Genomic DNA, 20,375 nt, shown 5'->3' on the forward strand with positions numbered 1-20,375 from the left:
ACTGGGTTAATTCCATCGGATTTAAGAGTTTTAAGAAGGATTTTTTCAGAAAAAGACTCACGCACAAATATGATTTTATGTCAACTTAATTTAGATGCGTTTACCCTGGGTCATGTACCACTTTATAGCTCACTTTAATTCCGCATTCTTTTTCGAGCCAGGTCTGTAATTTGCCATAACTTGTTTCTCCCTGTGGTTCTTGGAGTTTTTTGATTAATTTTTCTCTAACTTCAGGTGGAATATGTGGAGTCTTTCCGGGAGCTTTTTTTATGCTAAGTAATTCATTAATTCCACCTTGTTTGTAAGCTCTTAACCAACGATATATTGTTGATTCGTCTCGTTTCAACATCGTGGCTAATTCTGCTCTTTTTTGGATTTTTTTGGTGGCCAGCCAGTATAATACCAGTAATTTTTCTTTATTTACGGCGGTCGCATGACCTTCGAGCCGATGCTCTAGTTCCTCAACCGTTTCCTGGATTTGTACCTGAAGTTTGTTCGCCATATTGGATTTCCTCTACTTTTACCCTAGATTTTAGTGTACCTTCATAGTGAATTGGTATAAGCCCTGCGGGCAGGATTCGCCAATGCAGTATCTGTTTTTCACAGGGGTTTGTCTCCATGAGTGCTTATCTGAACCGTATTGACATATGGACATTTTAATTGCAAAATACAACCTTTTGCTAGCAATCCCTCAATCCCTTCTAGGGTAGTCTCCAACTACCTTGTAAAGCAAGAATTTAATCCTCTAAAATCACTTTTGCATCCTGTGTTGCTTGAGAACTTTAGCGGGGCTGACAAAGGAAATGCCCTGCGAAGAAGAGGTACTAATCATGACAGCTTCAATGACAGGCTCATAAACCGTTTTTTCTGCAACCCACTCCACAAGAAAGTTTGCACCTGAACCTCCACTTGTATCATCTGCTGCAATGAAAAAGTCTGTGGAAGCAAGCGGCTTGAGTTCTACTGGACTCTTAATGTCCTGCCTAATCAATTTCCCATCGCTATCGTAGTAACGCACCGAAGTAATAATAATCGAATTTGTCAGATCCGTATTGCGGATACTGAGGGTGGCTGACAAATTCATGACTTGATCCTGGCTATTGTAGTGATAAATATGTGAGTAAATAGGGACATATACGGTTTGTCCCATCACAACTTTTGTTTTATCTAACGGGACTCCTCTCAGTGAAATTTCACGTTTTATATCAGGTTGTTGCCTTTGTGAGGTAGTTTGCTCTGAACAAGAGGTAATGACGATCGCCCCTAGCGCCCAACCAACCCAGAAATCATGTTTCAGCTTCATCGGCATTCATCCAAATACACCACATACATTGCAGTTACGTCTAAAGCAGAGTGCACCTTCTCTCTCGTTTGAGGCGGCTTAGTGATAAGGTTTGATCGGCAGTTCAACCTGGAACGTTGAGCCTTTGCCCACTTCACTCGTCACCTGTATTTGTCCGCTGTGTGCCTTGACAATTTGTTGGACGATCGCTAACCCCAGCCCAAAGCCTCCACTCTCCTGCGATCGCTCGGTGTCTACTCGATAGAAGCGATCGAAAATATAGGGTAAGTCCGCTTCTGGAATACCGATTCCCGTATCAATTATCTGAATGACTGCCAAATTGGAATGAAGAACTAGGCGTATCTTTACAGTTCCGCCAACGGGAGTATATTTACAGGCGTTGTAAAGCAAGTTTTCGACTACTTGCCGTAGCAAATCAGGGTCAGCCAATAATTCAATCCGTTGTTCCGGTGATTCGCAGGTGAGTTTGATATTTTGGGCTTCTGCAAGTGCGAGAAACTGGGTTGCTAAATTGCTGAGGAGCTCGTTGAGATTGATTAACCTCAGCGATTCCGGCGCAAGTCGCCCCTGATGACGAGCCAACAGCAGTAAATTATTCACGAGCGCTCCCATTGATTTTGCGCTATCTACAATGTTTTCTAAGGGAGGATGGTAACGCGAATCATCAGCCGCGATCAGCAACCCAAGCTGGGCATTAGTGAGAATGGCAGAGAGGGGCGATCGCAACTCGTGAGAGGCATCGGCTGTAAAGCGCTGAAGCTGCTGATAGGCTTGCCGAATCGGTTGCATGGCCAGCCCACTGAGAAACCAACCTGTGAGGGCAATTAAGCCCAGTGTCAGCGGGACAGCGAGAGTGAGCACAATCTGAAGCTGAGTGAGGCTGTTTTGAGTTTCTGTCAGGGGAGTTGCAACCTGAAGATAGCCGAGCACCCCGGTTCTGCCTTCGACTGGTAATGTCACCTGACGCAGCCAGATCCCTTTTCCCAAAAGCGGATCGGTCGATCGAACTGTGAGATAACCAAAAGGCGTATTTAACCGATCGGGAGGAGAATTCCCAAAAAAACGAACTAGCCGCCCTTGTGCGTTATACCAGCGCACGTAAATCAGATCTTCAGCAAGGGGATGCGAACCACTGCCTAACAAGGAAACATGACTCAGATCGACCTGGTTCTGGTTTTGGCGAACTTCATAATGCACGCTGGCAGCCATGACTCTAGTTTTGTCATACAGCAGTCGATCGAGCGCCTCTAGTTTATCTTTTACCTCAATATGATAAATCGCCCCAGCAAACAGCACGAGAATGCTTCCCATTGAGAGGGTGAACCAACGAGCCAGATTGCGACGACTTTGATTAAACACAGCTTGCCTTCACGATCGTTACTTTTGAGGGGAAGTGAGGCGATAACCCATACCGTAAATGCTCTCAATCCAATCTGCTGATCCTACAGCCTGCAAGCGTTGGCGGAGTTTGCGAATTAGAACAGTGATCGCATTGCTCTCTGGTTCAGTCCCCCATTCCCACACGCCTTGTTCAATCTGATTCCGAGTCAAAACCTGTCGAGGATGACGCATAAAATACTCCAACAACTGAAACTCGCGACTGGAGAGGGAAACGGTTGCACCTTGTCGCTCAACAGTCAGAGTATCGAGGTGGAGGTGCAGATCCTCAAGGCTGAGCGTATCTCCTTGCCAAAGGGGCGATCGCCGTCTTAATGCCCGGACTCGTGCCATGAATTCAACCAAATCGATCGGTTTCACCAGGTAATCATCTGCACCTGCGTCTAACCCGGTCACTTTTTCAGGCGTAGTGTCTCTTGCCGTAATCATCAAAATCGGCGCTGTTTTCCCTGCCGAGCGATATTGACGACAGAGATTTACCCCACTGATATGTGGCAACATCCAGTCCAAAATCAACAAATCATATTCTTTTTCTGATAACAGCCACTGGGCCGTCTCTCCATCTTTTACCCCATCCACGCTATGTCCTGCTTGAGACAGCACTGTTTGAAGTGGCATCAGTTGCTTTGGGTCGTCCTCCACAAGTAAGATTCTCATATTTTTCTTTAATTGGGCTTATCGAACTGAAATATTTGACGCATCGCCCTTGAGTATGATTTCAGCAGAGCGGTAACTCCACTAAAGTGCAAATATAGCAATCCTAAATCATTTGTGAATTTCTTACTCCCTACCTGCGGGTTCGGGGAGGGTTGGGGTGGGGTAAAAAATTTATGTGGCCGGTTACTAAACGTTGGCTAAAAGCATCAGGCGCAGAGTTTTGGTTGCCATTGCCGTTTGTGGCGATCGCGTTTTGGGTTGGTTCCAGTTTCCTAATGGCTCAAGAATTACAACAACCCCAGATCGCAAAGAATAAACTTCAGGCAGATACCCAGCTTAAAGCAACGGTGTCTGTCAATATATTGCTGATCAACGCGGTGATTAACCGAAAACAAGGAACCACCCAGGTTGCGGTAGAAACAGCAGAACCCATTTTGAAGCGATTGGAATTAGAATTGCCAATTACTGACGCAACCCAGATAGAGGCAGCGATCGCGCAAGAGCTCCAGTTATCACGTCAAAATGTTCGCCAGTTAGTCCGTTACGAAATCGTGGAATAAGTTTATTGTTTCAATATTGCGATCGCATCCAGTCAAATAAGGTTGCCAAATCCAGAGGTTTCCTTACTGCGATCAAGCAATTCCTCAAGCGGCAAGAAGCGCCAAATACTCTTGCCGCTTGAGGATTAAGAACTACTGAGTAACGATTTCGTTATTGATGGAAACATTCGCTGCAATTTGCCGAGCAATTTGTTCTGCCAATGCTTTTTGTTCTGCCGTTTGAACGCGCCCTGTTAACACAATCGAATTATCCCGATCGTCTGCGTCCAAATCGAATGACTTGAGGGTGCTATCGGAGTCCAAGGCCTCTTCTACGCGATCGGCAATATCGTCAATGTCTTGATTCTGAGGCGTCTGGGCTGTGGTGGTTGCAGGCGCAGGAGTGGTGGGAACAGTCGTATTTCCAGTGGCAGTTGTGGGAGCAGAAGTAGATGGAACAGTTGTCTGTGAAGTATTGGGGGAGGTGCAAGCACCTAAACCCAAAATTGCAACTGTGCTGACGCTGATTCCTTGCACAAATAGCTTTAATAATTGCATATTCTTTGTTTATTTTGTTTGTTGGGAAACGCAATTTTGCCGATAAACATCAGCATGAAGTCTTTGAGCCTTTCAACTTCAAAAGTGAATGTACGATAGTTCATCCATCAAAAGGAAGGCTTTTTATATCAATTCCGGCTGCGCCGGAATGATATCAAATCCGCGCTTCATCATCTGGCGTAAAGTCGAATAAAGCTGCCAACAAATAATTCGCGCAATTTTCATTTTTTTGAGCCCTCCTTCTACAGTCAACAGTCAACAGTCAACAGTCAACAGTCAACAGTCAACAGTCAACAGTCAACCATAAATCAAATCCAGTGAACTAAGGTTTGCAAGTTGATAAGCTATCTCAGTCGGTTCTCTTCCTAAGTATAGGAAGCAAATGTGATCCAAATGTGAGTAACAGAAATCAGTCTATCACTTTTCCCTCACATTCATCAATGACGCTAGAAACAAGACGAAATAGCAGAGAAGCACTTGGCTTGACAAGAAACGTTATGACTGCAACCAATGTAGAAAAATTAGTAGAACACTCTTGGCATCACCTCTCTGTCGAGAAAGTGGCTCGGCTTTTAGAGACTGACCTGGAAATAGGTCTATCTTCCCACGTGTCAGCCCAACGGCGCGAGATCCTCGGGCCCAATCAACTAACGGCTCAGAAGCCGCAAAGTGCCTGGTTGCGATTTTTTCAGCAACTGAATCAGCCACTAATCTACATTTTGTTAGCTGCTGGGATAGTAACAGCATTTCTGAAAGAGTGGATTGATTCAGGGGTAATTTTTGGGGTTGCTCTGACGAATGCCACTATTGGTTTCGTTCAAGAGTCAAAGGCAGAGAATGCGATCGCCGCTTTAGCAAAATCTGTTGCAACTGAGGCAACCATTCTCCGCAACGGTCAAAAGCAAGTGGTTTCATCCAGCGAACTGGTTCCTGGCGATCTCGTCTTGCTGTCTTCAGGGGATAAAGTGTCTGCGGATCTGCGACTGATCGAAGTCCGTGACTTACAGGTCGATGAGTCAGCGTTAACTGGAGAATCTGTCCCGGTTGAGAAGGAATCCCAGCCCTTAGAGGCAGACACTCCGCTGGCCGATCGCACGAACATGGCCTATACCGGAAGCCTGGTAACGTTTGGACAGGGACGCGGACTGGTCGTCAGCATCGGTGACATGACCGAGACCGGACACATCTCCCAACTAATGCAGCAAAGTAGCACACTGGAAACGCCACTGAGTCGCAAAATTGACAAATTTAGCAAAACCTTGCTGTATGTCATTTTAGGTTTGGCTGCCTTCACTTTTGTCGCAGGCATTGCCCAGAGATTTTCTTGGGTTGAGGTGTTCAAGGCATCTGTGGCGCTTGCCGTCAGCGCAATTCCTGAAGGCTTACCCGCGATTTTAACGGTGACACTGGCGATCGGGGTTTCCCAAATGGCAAAGCAGCACGCCATTATTCGCAAACTTCCGGCAATTGAGACGCTGGGCAGCACCACGGTGATTTGTTCCGACAAAACCGGAACCTTGACTGAGAATCAAATGACTGTTCAAGAGATCGATGCCGGTGGAAAGCGATATCGGGTTAGCGGTGGAGGATATGCGCCAGACGGGGAAATTTCTGTAAATGGACGCTCGGTTGACCTGGCGAACGCACCTGCCTTATATGAATGCCTGCAAGCAGGATTGTTGTGCAACGATTCTTATCTAGACGTGCAAGATGGGAACTGGACTGCGATCGGTAGTCCAACGGAAGGGGCGCTGGTTGCGGTAGCCCAAAAAGCGGGGTTAATTACTGAGAAACTCGAGGAAGCGCTTTCCCGGATCGATACACTGCCGTTTGAATCTCAGTTTCAATACATGGCAACCTTACATGACGATCGCCCACAACGGTTGATTTATGTCAAGGGTTCGATCGAGGCAATTCTCAAGCGGTGTCGCCAGATGCTCGATGAACAGGGAGAGGCGAGATCCCTCAACTCCGCGCCGATCGAGCAAACCGTAGACAGAATGGCGAAAAAAGGGTTACGAGTTCTGGCACTTGCCAAGAAAGTTGTACCCGCTTCTCAATCTTCAATTGAGCATTCTGATATTGAGCAAGGGTTAACTTTTCTGGGGCTGCAAGGCATGATCGACCCGCCTCGCGCCGAAGCAATTCAAGCAATTCAAGCCTGTCGGACGGCTGGAATTGAGGTCAAGATGATTACCGGCGATCATGCCAAAACAGCAGCAGCGATCGCGCACCAAATGGGACTAAATCAAACCCAAGATGCTCCTGTTTTTACGGGTCAAGAACTCGGTCTAATGAATCAGCAGCAATTAGCCAATGCTGTTGAAAAAACCTGTGTATTTGCTCGTGTCGCACCAGAACAAAAGCTCCGCATTGTCGAAGCACTTCAGTCTAAGGGCGAGATTGTGGCGATGACTGGAGATGGAGTTAACGATGCTCCCGCCTTGAAGCAAGCTGATATTGGGGTAGCGATGGGCATCACGGGCACTGAAGTCACAAAAGAAGCCGCAGATATGATTCTGACGGATGACAATTTTGCTTCGATCGAGAAAGCAGTTGAGGAAGGACGCACGGTTTATAAAAATTTGCTGCGGGCGATCGCCTTCATCCTGCCCGTGAATGGTGGAGAGTCCATGACCATCTTGATTGCCGTACTTCTGGCAACCCCACTACCCATTTTGCCAGTACAAATTCTCTGGCTGAATATGGTCAGTTCAGTTGCATTGAGCTTACCGTTGGCATTTGAGTCGCCCTCTCCCGATGTCATGCAACAGCCGCCTCGACCTGCCAATGAACCGCTTCTGTCTCGCAGGCTGACGGCTCGGATTCTGACAGTTTCGGTATTTAACTGGATTGCGATCTTTGGGATGTTTGAATGGATCGTCCAAACCACAGGCAATGAAGCTCTAGCCCGGACGATGGCAATTCAAGCATTGGTTGCGGCAGAAGCTTTTTACCTATTAAGCATCAGTCGCTTCGTTCCGGCGATCGTCGCCAAACTACGCGGTAAAGATGAATCAGTTGGCTATGCTGTGGCGATCGGCATTGGGGCTATTTTCATTCTCCAATTCCTGTTTAGCCAATGGGGCATTATGAATCAGTTATTCGACACTGAAGCTTTGAACCTAATCCAAGGCTTAATTTGTATCGGATTCGGACTGCCAATGATTCCTTTGTCAGCTTTGCTAAAGCGTTTTGCACCTCTGAACTAAGTGGTTTTTGTGATGCGGTCATTGCCAGCGACTTTACACACTATTTACCAATTTTGTAGCGTTTAATATTGAATATTTCTCATGAATTACCAAAATCTCAAACGTGCTAGCGGCCTATTTACTAATCATCGAAACGCCAAGCAGGCGCTAGTTGAGCTAAAAAGCAGGGGCTTCCCCATGCACAAGATTTCAGTGATTGCTAAACCTTCTGAGAATGATGATTTGGACTGTCTGGGCGTGCAGCAAATTTTAATCACAAGAGCAGCAGGCGCACAAGTAGGCGCGATATACGGCAGCATACGACTAGGTTCACTAGCCTTAATTGTTGGACTCAGCAGCCTGCTAATTCCCGGTATTGGTCAGGCAGTAGCGGTGGAAAGCATTTTAGCAACTTTCTTTGGAAGTGGGATTGCTGCAACTGCTGGCGGTCTATATGGCGCACTTCAAGGATGGTTGGTGCCAGAAGAACAAGCAAGAATTTACAATAACAGATTTAACCAGGGAGATTATTTGCTGGTCATGGAGGCAAGAGAAAATGAAATCGTGATTGCTGAACCTGTCCTTAAACGTTGGGAGATTCTGACGTGGCGCGTCTGTGACGCTACCTAAATTCAAGGTAATATAAGAAAGACAATTACCTTGCGGTTCCGCCTGCTGCAAAGTGAACCGTCTCCTGCCAGCTAAAAGCGTAGTTAATCTGTCAATTTCTTTGAGGAAAACGATTTTATGACAGGAGTATCGGCGATCGTCGAGTCGATTGTAGCGCAAGCACGTCCCTTGGGCAGCAATCCTGCTACAAATAGCCAAACGGCAGGAGCCATTCCTGAATTGGTCATCATCTTGATCATTCTGCTGCTGATTGCAACTGTTGTGGCACTCGTAACTCAACGGTTGCGGATTCCCTATGTGACGGGCTTAGTGTTAGCAGGCTTGCCCATTACGGAGCTCTTGTCGCGTCGAATTGGTTTAGACCCCTCTTTAGTATTAAATCTTTTCCTACCAATTCTGATTTTTGAAGCAGCTATCAATACTGATATCAGCCGTCTCCGCAGCACCTTTAAGCCGATCGCCCTGCTGGCGGGCCCAGGCTCGATATTTTCCTCAGCAATTATCGCTATTCTGGTTAAATTTGGGCTAGGACTAGACTGGATTCCGGCATTGCTGATCGGAGTCATTCTGGCAAACACTGATACAGTCTCAATGATCGCGGTTTTTAAAGAGATCCGTGTGCCTTCCCGGCTATCCACCATCGTGGAAGGAGAAACCCTGTTCAATGATGCGGCTGCTCTAATTTCATTTAATTTGGTTTTGGTCATTTATGCGACAGGCTCTCTCACCCCTATACAAGGCGTGAAGGAACTTCTCGTGGTTGCCATAGGTGGGGCCCTGGTCGGAGGTGTTTTAGGTTATTTGAGCGTGCCGATATTTGTTCGCTTGAACGATCGGTTGAGTAGCCTTTTGTTAACCGTCGCTCTCGCATTGGGAACTTTCCAAATCGGACAATTTTTAGGCGTATCGGGCGCGGTGGCGGTGGTCATCGCTGGACTTGTTTTTGGCAACCTTGGGCTGCCTCGCAGTTCGTCTGCCTCGGATCGGATTACCTTGCTGAGTTTCTGGGAATACGCTGGTTTTGGGGTCAATACGTTTATTTTCCTGCTGATTGGGATTGAAATTAACCTCCTGACGCTGTGGAGAATTTTGCCATCCATTTTATTCGTCATTCTGGCCTATCAACTGGGACGGATTCTCTCGGTCTATTTGTTATTAGCGGGGCTGCGCTGGTTCGATCGCCCCATTCCGCTACGCTGGCAGCACATTTTGGTTTTAGGGAATATTAAAGGGTCTCTCTCAATGGCCTTAGCTGTTGCGATTCCCTTGACCCTACCAGGACGGGATAACATCATTGCCCTGGTGTTCGGTGCAGTTTTATTCTCCCTGGTAGGACAGGGATTAAGTTTACCCTGGCTGGTAAAACGACTAAAAATTAGCCGTGTTTCTGATGTAATGCAGGAAGCGGGGCAGTTACAGATTCAGTTGATTGCTTCCAAAGCGGCTCAAGATGAGCTAGATAGTTTGCTGAAAGCAGGCGTGTTGCCGAAGGCAGTTTACGAGGAGTTATGGGCATCGTATCAAGCACGAATAGCACAGTCTGAGCGAGTGCTGCGCGAGCTCTACAATAAACATCGGGCTGGGCAACTAGAGGGCGATCGCAGCGGGCTAGATACGATTCGGCGGCGATTGCTTCTAGCAGAAAAAGGAGCAGTTAGCGATGCCCTCCGCAAGCGAATTGTCCCAGAGGATCTGGTTCATCCTTACATCAAAGATTTGGATGAGAAACTTCTAACGTTGGCAGATGACTAGCGCGAATGCCGAGGTAATCAATCATGTGGTGAACTAGCTCTGGACGGGTGACGACCAAGATGGTAGATCCTGCTTCAAGAACAGTATTGCCGTTCGGAATCTCCAGATTGGCGCAGGCATGGCATTGATAACCAATAATCAGCGAACCTGTTGGAAAACGAGGGTCTTGAGCAATTTGAGCAACGGTGCGACCTGCCACCTTGCAATCGCCTGGAACTGGCAGCTTTAGCACCTCGACTTGCCCGTGTTCAAAGTGCATCATCGACTCGATTTGAGGGTATTCAATCGCATTCGCCATTGATGCAACTGCCAAATCAATAGTGCTGATGATGTGACTGGCTCCGGCAAGGCGATAGGCTTCCAGGAATTCGCGATCGCGCATTCGCACCACAATATGGGAAATGCCATAGCTCCTAGATAGGGTGATCAGCGCTAAATTCAGTGCATCATCGCTGAGTGCTGCAACGACTGCGTTTGCTTGTTTAATTCCTGCTTCCAGAAGAACCGTTGTACTCACCGCACTGCCTTCAAATGCCATCACTCCGATTTTTTCACGAGCAAAGCGACAAGCAAGCGGGTCGGCATCGAGGATTGCAACCGTATGACCGAGTTTTAATAACTGCTGGGCTAAACCCAGCCCCATCATTCCTGCTCCACCAATTAATACGTACATGACTATTTGTCGCCCCAAAAATGAACTTTCCCGATCATCGCTATGAGCGATATTGTGTTGGGTTTCTATCAGTTTAATCGGCTTGTGGGGTGGCTTATACCGGGCTTGCTTATTAGCTGTTCCACAGTTAATTTAATCGGCTTTTGGGGTAGGCATGGCTAGCCCGCCCCTCAAGGGATGTTCCTCAGTTACATGTGTACCGGGAACCCTACATAATCTTAGGCACTTTAAAAAACTCTCCCTCGCGATCGGGAGCTCCCTCCAAAATACTTTCTCCCTTAGCAAAAGGTTGCAAATCGTCCGATCGCATCACGTTACTAACATCGATCGCCCGCGTTGTCGGCTGCACCTTACTCGTATCCAGTTCGCTCAACTGCTCGAAATAATCCAAAATACCGTTAAGTTGACCAGTAAACTGCTCTTCTTCTTCCGGCGTTAATTCCAATCTCGCTAAATTCGCTACTTTCCGAACTTCTTCTCTGTCAATCATAAAAATCGGGAATGGGGAATGGGGAATTGGGCATTGGGCATTGGGCATTGGGCATTGGGCATTGGACATAGGGAATTGGTTATTTGTTATTAGAGAAACGACTAACTACCAACTATTAACTACTAACTATGCCCCATGCCCCGTGCCCCATGCCCATCCTAGTTAAAAATACACATCAATTTGCGATCGGCCTGTCGTCTTCAGCCAATTTTGTACCTCAATGTAATTGTTTGGGGCCAAGCGAATAGCCTCCTTCCAATAATCCGCAGCTTTATCAAACAGCCCTTCCGCCCCTTCAATATTGCCAGCTTCCTTTTCCTTTTCCCCTTGATAGTGGTAAATTACAGCAATATTATTTAGTGCTTGTGGCATTCTCGGATTGAGATCCAAAGCCTCGCTGTAATATTCCAAAGCTTTATCGTGTTCGCCGTTGCTAGTATGGATCAGCCCCATATTGTACAAGACATAACTGCGATCGTAAGGATCTTCCTCCAGCTTCAGCGCTTCATGATAATTGTCCAGCGCTTCAGCGTATTCGCCATCAGCTTGAGCTGACATACCATCCCGGTAATAAGCAAAAGCTTCCTTCGCCTGCTTTTTGGCTGGCATAATCTTGAGGATGATATCAGCCATTACCGTGAAACTTTTGTCAATAAAGTTATCGTTGCGTTGAGTTCTTGGCATATGCGATTCTTTGGTTAGTGGCTAATCAGAAAAATTAGCCTGTAAAGTTTTGCTATTAATAATTGCGCCACTGTTGTAGTGGGCCGTTGTGTTGAGGGCGCTAAAAAGTTTAGTCGATCGCAAGTGCGAACCTTAAAACACGCCCTTGGGTTTAACACCCGCGCAAGCTCTATCTATTTTATAGAAGTCTTGCAAGACTTGCAAAAAAACTAGATTTCTTTAACATATCTCTGGCACTCTACACAAAACTTACAAAAACCCGCGCAGAAGGGAAAAGTTCTGCTGTAGCGTGCAGGGGCGATCCTCTTCGAGGGTTCCGCCAACGGGCGATCGCGCACCGTACCTTACTAACTGTACCCATAATCCCCCCTCCTTGACCCTCAGAGCAAACAAGCAAAAGCAAATGCCGAGGAGAAATTCAATCACAAAGTTTTATTAAGCTATTCGAGTTCAGCCCATACTTAAAAGTTATGCGGCAAAACACTAGCAATATTTTGCCCCAAAGTCAATCGATTTTAGATTTTAGATTTTAGATTTTAGCATTGACCCCACGGATAAATTCGGGGGGCAAGTTTCTCGGATACAGGTTTTTTATTTCTGGACGGATGAATCACGTGGCGGGTATCCTGGATGCTTGATTGTCAAGGGCAGCCTCAAAAAAAATCAGAAGCCCGATCGCCAAAACCAGCTCGAATTCCCGCAATATATAATAAAAATAACCGGGTAATTTTCACAGAGAGAAACCTATGGCTCCGAATCCCACCATTATGCAAGCCGTCGAACAACTTGGCTACCGCGTTACGGTTGGAGACGTGGCGGCAAAAGCTGGATTAGATGTCAATTTTGCCCAGCGAGAACTGTTAACCCTCGCCTCCGAAGCAGGCGGCAACCTGCAAGTAGCAGAATCCGGCGACATTGCCTACCTATTTCCCAAGAACTTTCGAGATATTTTGCGAAACAAATTCTTGCGCTTGCAGTTGCAGGAATGGTGGCAAAAAATCTGGCGCATTTTATTTTATCTGATTCGGATATCTTTCGGCATAGTGCTGGTAGCTTCCATCCTCTTAATTTTTGTTGCTATCACGATTTTACTCTCCAGCGGCGATAGCAATAACAGCGGCGGCGGAGGAGGAGATAGTGGCGGCGGGGGCGGCAGAGGCGGCGGCTTTTCCTTTTTTCCCTACTTCTGGAACGACTTAATATGGATATTTTACTGGAACCATGACCAACCATACTACCAGCAGCGATCGCGCTTAACTGACCAAAAACCCCAGATGAGTTTTCTAGAAGCAGTTTTCTCCTTTCTATTTGGAGACGGCAATCCCAATTACAATCTAGAAGAGCGTAAGTGGAGCGATATTGCCACTGCAATTCGCAACAGCCGAGGCGCCGTCGTCGCCGAACAAATTGCCCCATATCTAGACAATCTCGGACAAGGATACGCCCGAGAATACGAAGAATATATGTTACCAGCCCTCGCCCGTTTTGACGGCCGCCCCGAAGTCAGTCCCGAAGGGCAAATAGTCTACCATTTTCCGCAATTGCAAACCACAGCCACCGAGAGAAATTCTGAGCCAGTAGCAGCTTATTTGCGAGAAATGCTGTGGCGTTTCAGCAACGCCAGTTCCGGCCAAATCATGCTCGCAGCAGGGTTAGGAGCCGTCAATCTTGTCGGTGCGTTAGTTTTGGGGAATCTATTAACTAATAATTTAATCGTCGGTGGATTTATCGGTTTCGTCAGCGCTGTTTATCCCATGATCCTGATTTATGGCGTCGGATTTCTCGCAATTCCTTTAATTCGCTACTTCTGGGTTCAGTGGAAAAATAGCCGGATAGAGGCTCGCAATCAAGAGCGTCAGCAGCGAGCAATGTTATTAAACGAACCCGATGCCAACTTGCTCAAAAAACTAGCCTACGCCCAGGAATTTGCAGCAGAAAACGTTCTCACTGGAGAAGACTTAGCTTATACCACAGAAACAGAATTAACCCAACAAGAACTAGAACAGTCAGCCAAAATAGATGCCGAATGGCAGCGCCGGATCGATCGCTCGAACAACTTGTAATACTAATGAAAAAAACAGTTCTTTGTTGTTAAGTTAGGTTGCACTCAAATCTTGAACTCTTTTCAAGAATAGGCAGGATGCCTGTTCCACAATAAAATATCTTTGTTGGGGAACGGGCTTTTAGCTCGTTGCTAATAATTTGGGAAAATATCCATCTTTATGGATGTCAAAAGTTTTTCTAATCCGAGTTTTATTAAATAAGCTTAGGGCGTTTAAAAATTAAACAATTTTGGTCATACTTAGAGTCATGATCCAGAGCCACAAGTTCCCATCCTTCCTCTCCCAAATGATTGACAAATAGATGCAGCGAGCCTTGTTTCCAATCTCGCTGTTCTTCACCGTTTACATATAAACTAATCAGCTTGTTTCCAAAAGGATACATATTCGCATCCACAAATAAATACTCCCACTTTTGCATAGCAATCCTTAATGTAGTTAGTCATTAGTCATTAGTCATTAGTCATTAGTCATTAGTCATTCCCAATTCCCAATTTCCAATACTTCGGCTACGCGGTTTCTGGCCTGCCACTACGCGGTTCCTGAGCGTAGTCGAAGGGCCGTACAAGTTCCCGATTCCTTGTATTCAGGACACGGAAGTCAGAGATACAGGAATAGTTGTTTTTCCGTTCTTCCTTCTTCCTTCTTCCTTCTTCCCTCGGACTGACATCCGTTATATCCGTTACATCCGTTACATAATCCGTTGCCGAACTTCTTCCTTCCCCATTCCCAGCAGTTACTGGACTGCAATTCTAGCCAAAGTAGCACCTCGGTAATAGTGCAACAAAATCTGCTGGTAGCCGTATCCTTGCCTGGCCAAATTGTAGGCCCCCCACTGGCTCATTCCTACAGCATGCCCGAAACCTTTGCCAGCAACTTGAAAACCAGTAGGAGCTTGGCCGCTGTTCCTTGGGTTCCCACCGCCCCCATATTGAGGAATCACGGTAAACCGGGTACTCCTCAAATTTAAAACCCGGCGTAAATCTGCGCCAGTCATGACCCTAGAACCGCCATCTCCGACTACTTTCATCCTCAAAACGCTGCCGTGAGCGGTAGTGCGTTCTGGCTTCATCGAGATCACATTGCCCACGCCAGAAATCTTACTGCTGATTTGAGCGCGAGAAAAATTTTCTTTCCATTGGTAAACCGGCGCCCCTTGGTCGAAGTCAGGAACAGCACGCAGGTAAGGCAGAGGTTCCGTCCAAACATCCTCGACATTTTCAGTATGGCCCCCAGAGGCAGAGTGGAAAGCTGCTAAAATAATCTGACCGTTGTAGGCGAGAACTTGACCGGCGGTTGCATCGACTGCCGAATAAGTGCCAGAAGATTCTGTTTGCAGTCCTTTGTAAACCTGCGAATACTGAGTGCTGTCCACGTCGTAAAGGTCGGTTTCGCTTTTCAGGCGCTGGTGGATAGCGTAGGAACGGGCGGCGACTGCTTGGGCTTTCAAAGCCTCTTGAGGCCAATTGCCACTCATCTCGGCGCCGAGAACGCTGTAGAGATATTGTTCGATATTGACGTAGTTGATGGCAGTCAAGCCTCCTTTTTGGGGAACTAGAAGGGTGCGTCCCCGATACCAACGATCGCCAATCCAAACATAACCGTTCCCCGTCGGCTCGATCCAAATTTGGTTGGCGGCCCAGCGACCAATTGCCACTGTTCCCGATCGAAATTGAGCTGACTGAGAACTGTTTGCCGGCAGTTCGCCCAAATTGCGCCCGCTACCGTCGCGGATTGCAGCCTTAGTCGAACTGCCGACTTTTACCTGGCTTGTCCCGTCTTGTACCGCCACTCGCAAGATCAGCGCGGCCTGTGCTGGGGCTACCATTGCCAGCCAAAACAACAGCGAAATCCAAAAGTAGCGTTTTTTTAATGTCGAAAAAACGGAACCAAAAAATACTCCTGGCTGCATTTGAAAATTTTCCTCCTGTGCTGTATGAGTTTAAGAATTTTTAAGGGAAGGGAAGGCAAGGGAAAAAGGAAGGGGAACGGAAGAAACAAAACGTTAGAATTGGGTGGATCGCTCTGTGCGCTTGTCAAAAATGATTTTAGCGAAGAGATGTTCGCAGGAACAGCGATTTATCCCGGTTCCTGCCTGCGACTATTTCCTATATGTCGGATTTGTCGCACTCTGGATATATGTAACATATTTTTTAAGACTTAATTGAGGTGATTTGACTCTTGCAGATTACATTTCTCGGAACTAGCTCCGGCGTACCCACGCGATCGCGCAACGTTTCCAGCATCGCCCTCCGCTTGCCCCAGCGAGCGGAACTCTGGCTGTTTGACTGCGGCGAAGGAACTCAGCACCAGTTTCTCCGCAGCGATCTCAAAGTCAGCCAACTAAGCCGCATTTTCATCACTCACCTGCACGGCGACCATATTTTCGGCTTAATGGGTTTGCTGGCTAGCTGCGGTTTGGCGGGGAATGTCAAGCGCATCGATCTTTACGGGCCTCCGGGACTTGAAGAATATTTGCAAGCTGGCGTTCGTTATTCTCAAACTCATTTTTCTTACCCGGTGAAGGTACACAAAATTCACGAGGGAGTTATCTATGAAGATGACGAATATATTGTTAGTTGTGGCCCTTTGAAGCACCGAGTTACTGCTTTTGGTTATCGAGTAACTGAGAAAGATCGTGCGGGACATTTTGATGTAGAAAAAGCGAAGGCAGCGGGTATTCCTTCCGGGCCAATTTACGGCGAGTTAAAACAAGGAAAGACGGTAAAGTTAGAGGACGGGCGACAGTTTAAAGGTACTGATTTTTGTGGCCCGGATCAAGTCGGGCGCAAGTTTGTTTATTGTACTGACACGGTTTTTTGTGACGGGGCCGTGGAATTAGCGAAGGACGCTGATTTGTTGGTTCATGAAGCTACTTTTGCTCATCAAGATGCTCAAATGGCCTTCGATCGCCTGCATTCAACTTCGACAATGGCGGCTCAAGTTGCTTTGATCGCTGGGGCGAAACAGCTAATTATGACGCATTTTAGCCCGCGTTACGCTCCGGGGAATGCGATCGTCCTGGATGATTTGCTCAAGGAAGCGCAGGCTATTTTTCCGAATACGAAAATGGCTTACGACTTTTTGACTTACGAAGTGCCCAGGCCTGTTTAAAACTAGGATTAATCTGGGCTCAGATGTGAGAGCATTTTCAATAAGGGCGATCGGGGCGGGCAAGATGCCCACCCCACAAAAACATTAAATTAATCTCTTGTGGAACAGGCCGGAAAGCCTGTTGCTTAAATTAATGCCACAAAAACATGAACCTCTTGTGGAACAGGCCGGAAAGCCTGTTGCGGAAATTAATCCTACAAAAACATTAATCTCTTGTGGAACAGGCCAGAAAGCCTGTTACCACCTGGAATTGTCAATAAGCACATATACCTGAGTGGCGATCGCCGCCCACCTTCACCAACTTCAATCTAAAATCCAAAATCTAAAATCCAAAATCGGTCGATCGCCCCCAGCGACGGCCCAGGAGGGCCAATGGTTGCTACAATCGGGGAGGGTATATGTTGTGGCTAACACTACAGCCCGTAACCCTGAAAGCTAATAGCTAAATTATTAAAAATCTGCCTCTCCTGCCATGTTTAAAAATCTGCTAGGCGATCCCAACGCGCGCAAACTGAGAAAATTTCAGCCTTGGGTAGCTGATATCAATATTTTGGAAGAAGACTTCCGCGCACTCTCAGACGACGGCCTCAGAGGCAAAACGGCGGAGTTTCAAGAACGTCTGGCAAAAGCTAAATCTCTCAACGAAGAGAAAGAGATCCTAGACGAAATCTTGCCGGAGGCTTTTGCAGTGGTGCGGGAAGCGGGACAGCGGGTTTTGGGGCTGCGCCACTTTGATGTCCAACTCCTCGGCGGCATTATCCTGCACAAAGGCCAAATTGCCGAAATGAAAACAGGTGAGGGCAAAACTCTCGTGGCGACGCTGCCGGCTTACCTCAACGCCCTCAACGGTAAAGGCGTACACATCATCACCGTCAACGATTATCTCGCAAGGCGGGACGCGGAATGGATGGGGCAAGTGCACCGCTTCCTGGGATTGACTGTGGGACTGATTCAGCAGGGCATGGATCAGGTGGAACGAAAGAAAAATTATAACTGCGATATTACCTACGCCACTAACAGCGAAGTCGGCTTTGACTATTTGCGCGACAACATGGCTACTGTCATGGAAGATGTAGTGCAGCGTCCTTTTAATTTCTGCGTGATTGACGAGGTTGACTCGGTGCTGATTGATGAAGCACGGACGCCTTTAATTATTTCCGGCCAGGTGGAACGCCCCAGTGAGAAGTATATGCGGGCGGCTGAGGTAGCTGCTGCTCTGAGAAAGGAAAATGAAGAACATTACGAGGTTGACGAAAAGGCTCGGAATGTGCTACTGACCGATGAAGGGTTTGGTGAAGCTGAGCGGTTGTTGGGTGTTACGGATTTGTACGACCCGGCTGACCCTTGGGCGCATTACATTTTTAATGCGATTAAGGCGAAGGAATTGTTTATTAAGGATATTAACTACATCGTCACTCCCGATCGCGAAGTCGTGATTGTGGATGAGTTTACCGGCCGGGTGATGCCGGGACGGCGCTGGAGTGACGGTTTGCACCAGGCGATCGAAGCGAAGGAACGGGCGGAAATTCAGCCGGAAACTCAGACGCTGGCGACGATTACTTATCAGAATTTCTTTTTGCTTTATCCGAAGCTGTCGGGGATGACGGGGACGGCGAAGACAGAGGAGACGGAGTTTGAGAAGATTTACAATCTGGAAGTAACGCTGATTCCCACTAACCGGATTACGAGCCGCACTGATCTTTCGGATATGGTTTACAAGGCGGAGGCCGGGAAGTGGAATGCGATCGCTCAGGACTGCGCGGAAATGCACGAGATCGGTCGGCCGGTGCTGGTGGGCACGACAAGTGTTGAAAAGTCCGAGTTGCTGTCGCGGCTGCTGCTGGAGAGGAAAATTCCTCACAATTTGTTGAATGCTAAACCGGAAAATGTGGAACGGGAATCAGAAATTATTGCTCAAGCCGGACGCAAAGGCGCTGTGACGATCGCGACAAACATGGCGGGACGCGGTACTGATATTATTTTGGGCGGTAATTCTGAGTACATGGGCCGCCTGAAGTTGCGCGAGTATCTTATGCCCCGGATTGTGCGGCCCGAGGATGAGGACGGTTTTTCGCTGGTGCAAGTACCCGGTATTGGCGGCCGCCCCGCAGCTCAAGGTTTTGGTCAAACTGCCAAAAAGGTTAAGTCTTGGAAAGCTTCGGCGCAGATTTTCCCGACGCAGCTATCGAAAGAGGCCGAGCAAATGCTCAAGGCGGCGGTGGAATTGGCGGTGAAGGAGTACGGCGAGCGATCGCTCACGGAATTGCAAGCCGATGATATCGTGGCTATAGCTTCGGAAAAAGCGCCGACAAAAGACCCAGTAATTCAAAAATTGCGGGAAGCTTACAATCTAACTCGCAAGGAGTACGATGCTTTTACCAGCACCGAACACGATGAAGTCGTGCAGTTGGGAGGCTTGCACGTCATCGGTACGGAACGCCACGAATCGCGCCGGATCGACAATCAGTTGCGCGGCCGGGCGGGACGCCAAGGAGACCCTGGTTCAACGCGGTTTTTCTTGAGTTTGGAAGACAATTTGCTGAGGATTTTCGGCGGCGAACGGGTTGCCGGTTTGATGAAGGCTTTCGGTGTTGAGGAAGATATGCCGATCGAATCTGGAATGCTGACTCGTTCCCTCGAAGGCGCTCAGAAAAAAGTCGAAACCTACTATTACGATATCCGCAAGCAGGTATTTGAATACGACGAAGTGATGAACAATCAGCGTCGAGCAATCTATGCGGAACGTCGCCGAGTATTGGAAGGTTTGGATTCCAAGGAACAGGTAATTAGGTATGCCGAACAGACGATGGATGACATCGTGGGAGCATACATCAATCCCGATTTACCTTCAGAAGAATGGGAACTCGACAAACTTGTCAGCAAGGTGAAAGAATTTGTTTATCTGCTGGCTGACATGACACCGGATCAGCTAGAAGATTTGTCAGTTGAGGAAATTAAAACTTTCTTGCACGAACAAGTCCGCAATGCTTACGACATGAAGGAAGCGGAAGTTAATGCAATCCGAGCTGAATTGATGCGAGATGCGGAACGGTTCTTTATTTTGCAGCAAATTGATACTTTGTGGCGGGAACACTTGCAACAAATGGATGCTTTGCGCGAGTCTGTAGGGCTGCGTGGTTACGGGCAGAAAGACCCGCTGATCGAGTACAAAACTGAAGGTTACGAGCTGTTTTTGGACATGATGACGGATATCCGCCGCAATGTGGTTTATTCGCTGTTCCAGTTCCAGCCACAGCCGGCAATGCAAGTTTCGCCAGAGATGGTTTGAAGATAGTTAACAGTTGACTGTTAAAAAATGGATAAGG

The 20,375-nt window shown here is 47.4% G+C and carries 17 protein-coding genes; 7 read left to right on the forward strand and 10 right to left on the reverse strand.

Features of this window, described 5'->3' with window-relative positions; translation table 11 throughout:
- Nucleotides 1-100: 100 nt before the first annotated feature.
- The 4 genes from QUB11_RS25820 to rppA all read right to left on the reverse strand — a co-directional run bounded on the left by QUB11_RS25820 (nucleotide 101) and on the right by rppA (nucleotide 3,358).
- On the reverse strand, nucleotides 101-502 hold the full coding sequence (locus QUB11_RS25820) for a helix-turn-helix domain-containing protein (protein WP_333206651.1): 402 nt from the start codon (nucleotides 500-502) through the stop codon (nucleotides 101-103).
- A gap of 249 nt (nucleotides 503-751) precedes the next feature.
- Nucleotides 752-1,303, reverse strand: coding sequence for a DUF3124 domain-containing protein (locus tag QUB11_RS25825; RefSeq protein ID WP_333206650.1), 552 nt, complete (start codon nucleotides 1,301-1,303; stop codon nucleotides 752-754).
- Between the two features lie 78 nt (nucleotides 1,304-1,381).
- The gene (locus QUB11_RS25830) at nucleotides 1,382-2,662 is read right to left on the reverse strand and encodes a HAMP domain-containing sensor histidine kinase (RefSeq protein WP_333206649.1); all 1,281 of its coding nucleotides are present in this window, start codon (nucleotides 2,660-2,662) and stop codon (nucleotides 1,382-1,384) included.
- Nucleotides 2,663-2,680: 18 nt separating this feature from the next.
- Complete coding sequence (rppA, locus tag QUB11_RS25835; RefSeq protein ID WP_333206648.1) at nucleotides 2,681-3,358, reverse strand: two-component system response regulator RppA; 678 nt, start codon at nucleotides 3,356-3,358, stop codon at nucleotides 2,681-2,683.
- 173 nt (nucleotides 3,359-3,531) lie between these two features.
- Between rppA and QUB11_RS25840 the strand changes: the two genes are divergently transcribed.
- Entirely contained in the window at nucleotides 3,532-3,918 is a 387-nt protein-coding gene (locus QUB11_RS25840) for a hypothetical protein (protein ID WP_333206647.1), read from the forward strand.
- A 132-nt stretch (nucleotides 3,919-4,050) separates the two neighbouring features.
- On the opposite strand, the gene QUB11_RS25845 is transcribed toward QUB11_RS25840, so the two are convergent.
- Entirely contained in the window at nucleotides 4,051-4,455 is a 405-nt protein-coding gene (locus QUB11_RS25845) for a BON domain-containing protein (protein ID WP_333206646.1), read from the reverse strand.
- A gap of 497 nt (nucleotides 4,456-4,952) precedes the next feature.
- Here QUB11_RS25845 and QUB11_RS25850 point away from each other — a divergent pair, with 497 nt between their 5' ends.
- From QUB11_RS25850 to QUB11_RS25860, 3 genes are all read left to right on the forward strand, one after another.
- Nucleotides 4,953-7,667, forward strand: coding sequence for a cation-transporting P-type ATPase (locus QUB11_RS25850; protein ID WP_333206645.1), 2,715 nt, complete (start codon nucleotides 4,953-4,955; stop codon nucleotides 7,665-7,667).
- Between the two features lie 81 nt (nucleotides 7,668-7,748).
- A complete protein-coding gene (locus QUB11_RS25855) occupies nucleotides 7,749-8,276 on the forward strand; it encodes a hypothetical protein (protein ID WP_333206644.1) in 528 nt (175 codons plus the stop codon).
- Between the two features lie 117 nt (nucleotides 8,277-8,393).
- Nucleotides 8,394-10,028, forward strand: a complete 1,635-nt coding sequence (locus QUB11_RS25860) for a sodium:proton antiporter (protein WP_333206643.1) — start codon at nucleotides 8,394-8,396, stop codon at nucleotides 10,026-10,028.
- Here QUB11_RS25860 and QUB11_RS25865 read toward each other — a convergent pair.
- The 3 genes from QUB11_RS25865 to QUB11_RS25875 all read right to left on the reverse strand — a co-directional run bounded on the left by QUB11_RS25865 (nucleotide 9,985) and on the right by QUB11_RS25875 (nucleotide 11,875).
- Nucleotides 9,985-10,701, reverse strand: coding sequence for a TrkA family potassium uptake protein (locus QUB11_RS25865; RefSeq protein ID WP_333206642.1), 717 nt, complete (start codon nucleotides 10,699-10,701; stop codon nucleotides 9,985-9,987). The two genes, QUB11_RS25860 and QUB11_RS25865, sit on opposite strands and share 44 nt — an antisense overlap.
- A gap of 208 nt (nucleotides 10,702-10,909) precedes the next feature.
- Nucleotides 10,910-11,191, reverse strand: a complete 282-nt coding sequence (gene gatC / locus QUB11_RS25870) for an Asp-tRNA(Asn)/Glu-tRNA(Gln) amidotransferase subunit GatC (protein WP_333206652.1) — start codon at nucleotides 11,189-11,191, stop codon at nucleotides 10,910-10,912.
- Nucleotides 11,192-11,353: 162 nt separating this feature from the next.
- Entirely contained in the window at nucleotides 11,354-11,875 is a 522-nt protein-coding gene (locus QUB11_RS25875; RefSeq protein WP_333039118.1) for a photosystem I assembly protein Ycf3, read from the reverse strand.
- Between the two features lie 746 nt (nucleotides 11,876-12,621).
- On the opposite strand from QUB11_RS25875, the gene QUB11_RS25880 reads away from it, so the two are divergent.
- Nucleotides 12,622-13,938 carry a hypothetical protein gene (locus tag QUB11_RS25880; RefSeq protein WP_333206641.1) on the forward strand — a complete coding sequence of 439 codons (1,317 nt, stop codon included), beginning with the start codon at nucleotides 12,622-12,624 and terminating at the stop codon, nucleotides 13,936-13,938.
- A 193-nt stretch (nucleotides 13,939-14,131) separates the two neighbouring features.
- Here QUB11_RS25880 and QUB11_RS25885 read toward each other — a convergent pair whose 3' ends face one another.
- Entirely contained in the window at nucleotides 14,132-14,356 is a 225-nt protein-coding gene (locus QUB11_RS25885; RefSeq protein ID WP_015174403.1) for a hypothetical protein, read from the reverse strand.
- A gap of 315 nt (nucleotides 14,357-14,671) precedes the next feature.
- Entirely contained in the window at nucleotides 14,672-15,847 is a 1,176-nt protein-coding gene (locus tag QUB11_RS25890) for a SpoIID/LytB domain-containing protein (protein WP_333206640.1), read from the reverse strand.
- A 269-nt stretch (nucleotides 15,848-16,116) separates the two neighbouring features.
- Here QUB11_RS25890 and QUB11_RS25895 point away from each other — a divergent pair, with 269 nt between their 5' ends.
- Both QUB11_RS25895 and secA read left to right on the forward strand, forming a co-directional pair.
- Nucleotides 16,117-17,049: a ribonuclease Z gene (locus QUB11_RS25895; RefSeq protein ID WP_333108095.1), complete on the forward strand. Its 933-nt coding sequence runs from the start codon at nucleotides 16,117-16,119 to the stop codon at nucleotides 17,047-17,049.
- 472 nt (nucleotides 17,050-17,521) lie between these two features.
- On the forward strand, nucleotides 17,522-20,338 hold the full coding sequence (secA, locus tag QUB11_RS25900; RefSeq protein ID WP_333206639.1) for a preprotein translocase subunit SecA: 2,817 nt from the start codon (nucleotides 17,522-17,524) through the stop codon (nucleotides 20,336-20,338).
- Nucleotides 20,339-20,375 lie beyond the last annotated feature (37 nt).

The organism is Microcoleus sp. B6-A1 (assembly GCF_036705085.1).
In the GTDB taxonomy this organism is placed as follows: Bacteria; Cyanobacteriota; Cyanobacteriia; order Cyanobacteriales; family Microcoleaceae; genus Microcoleus.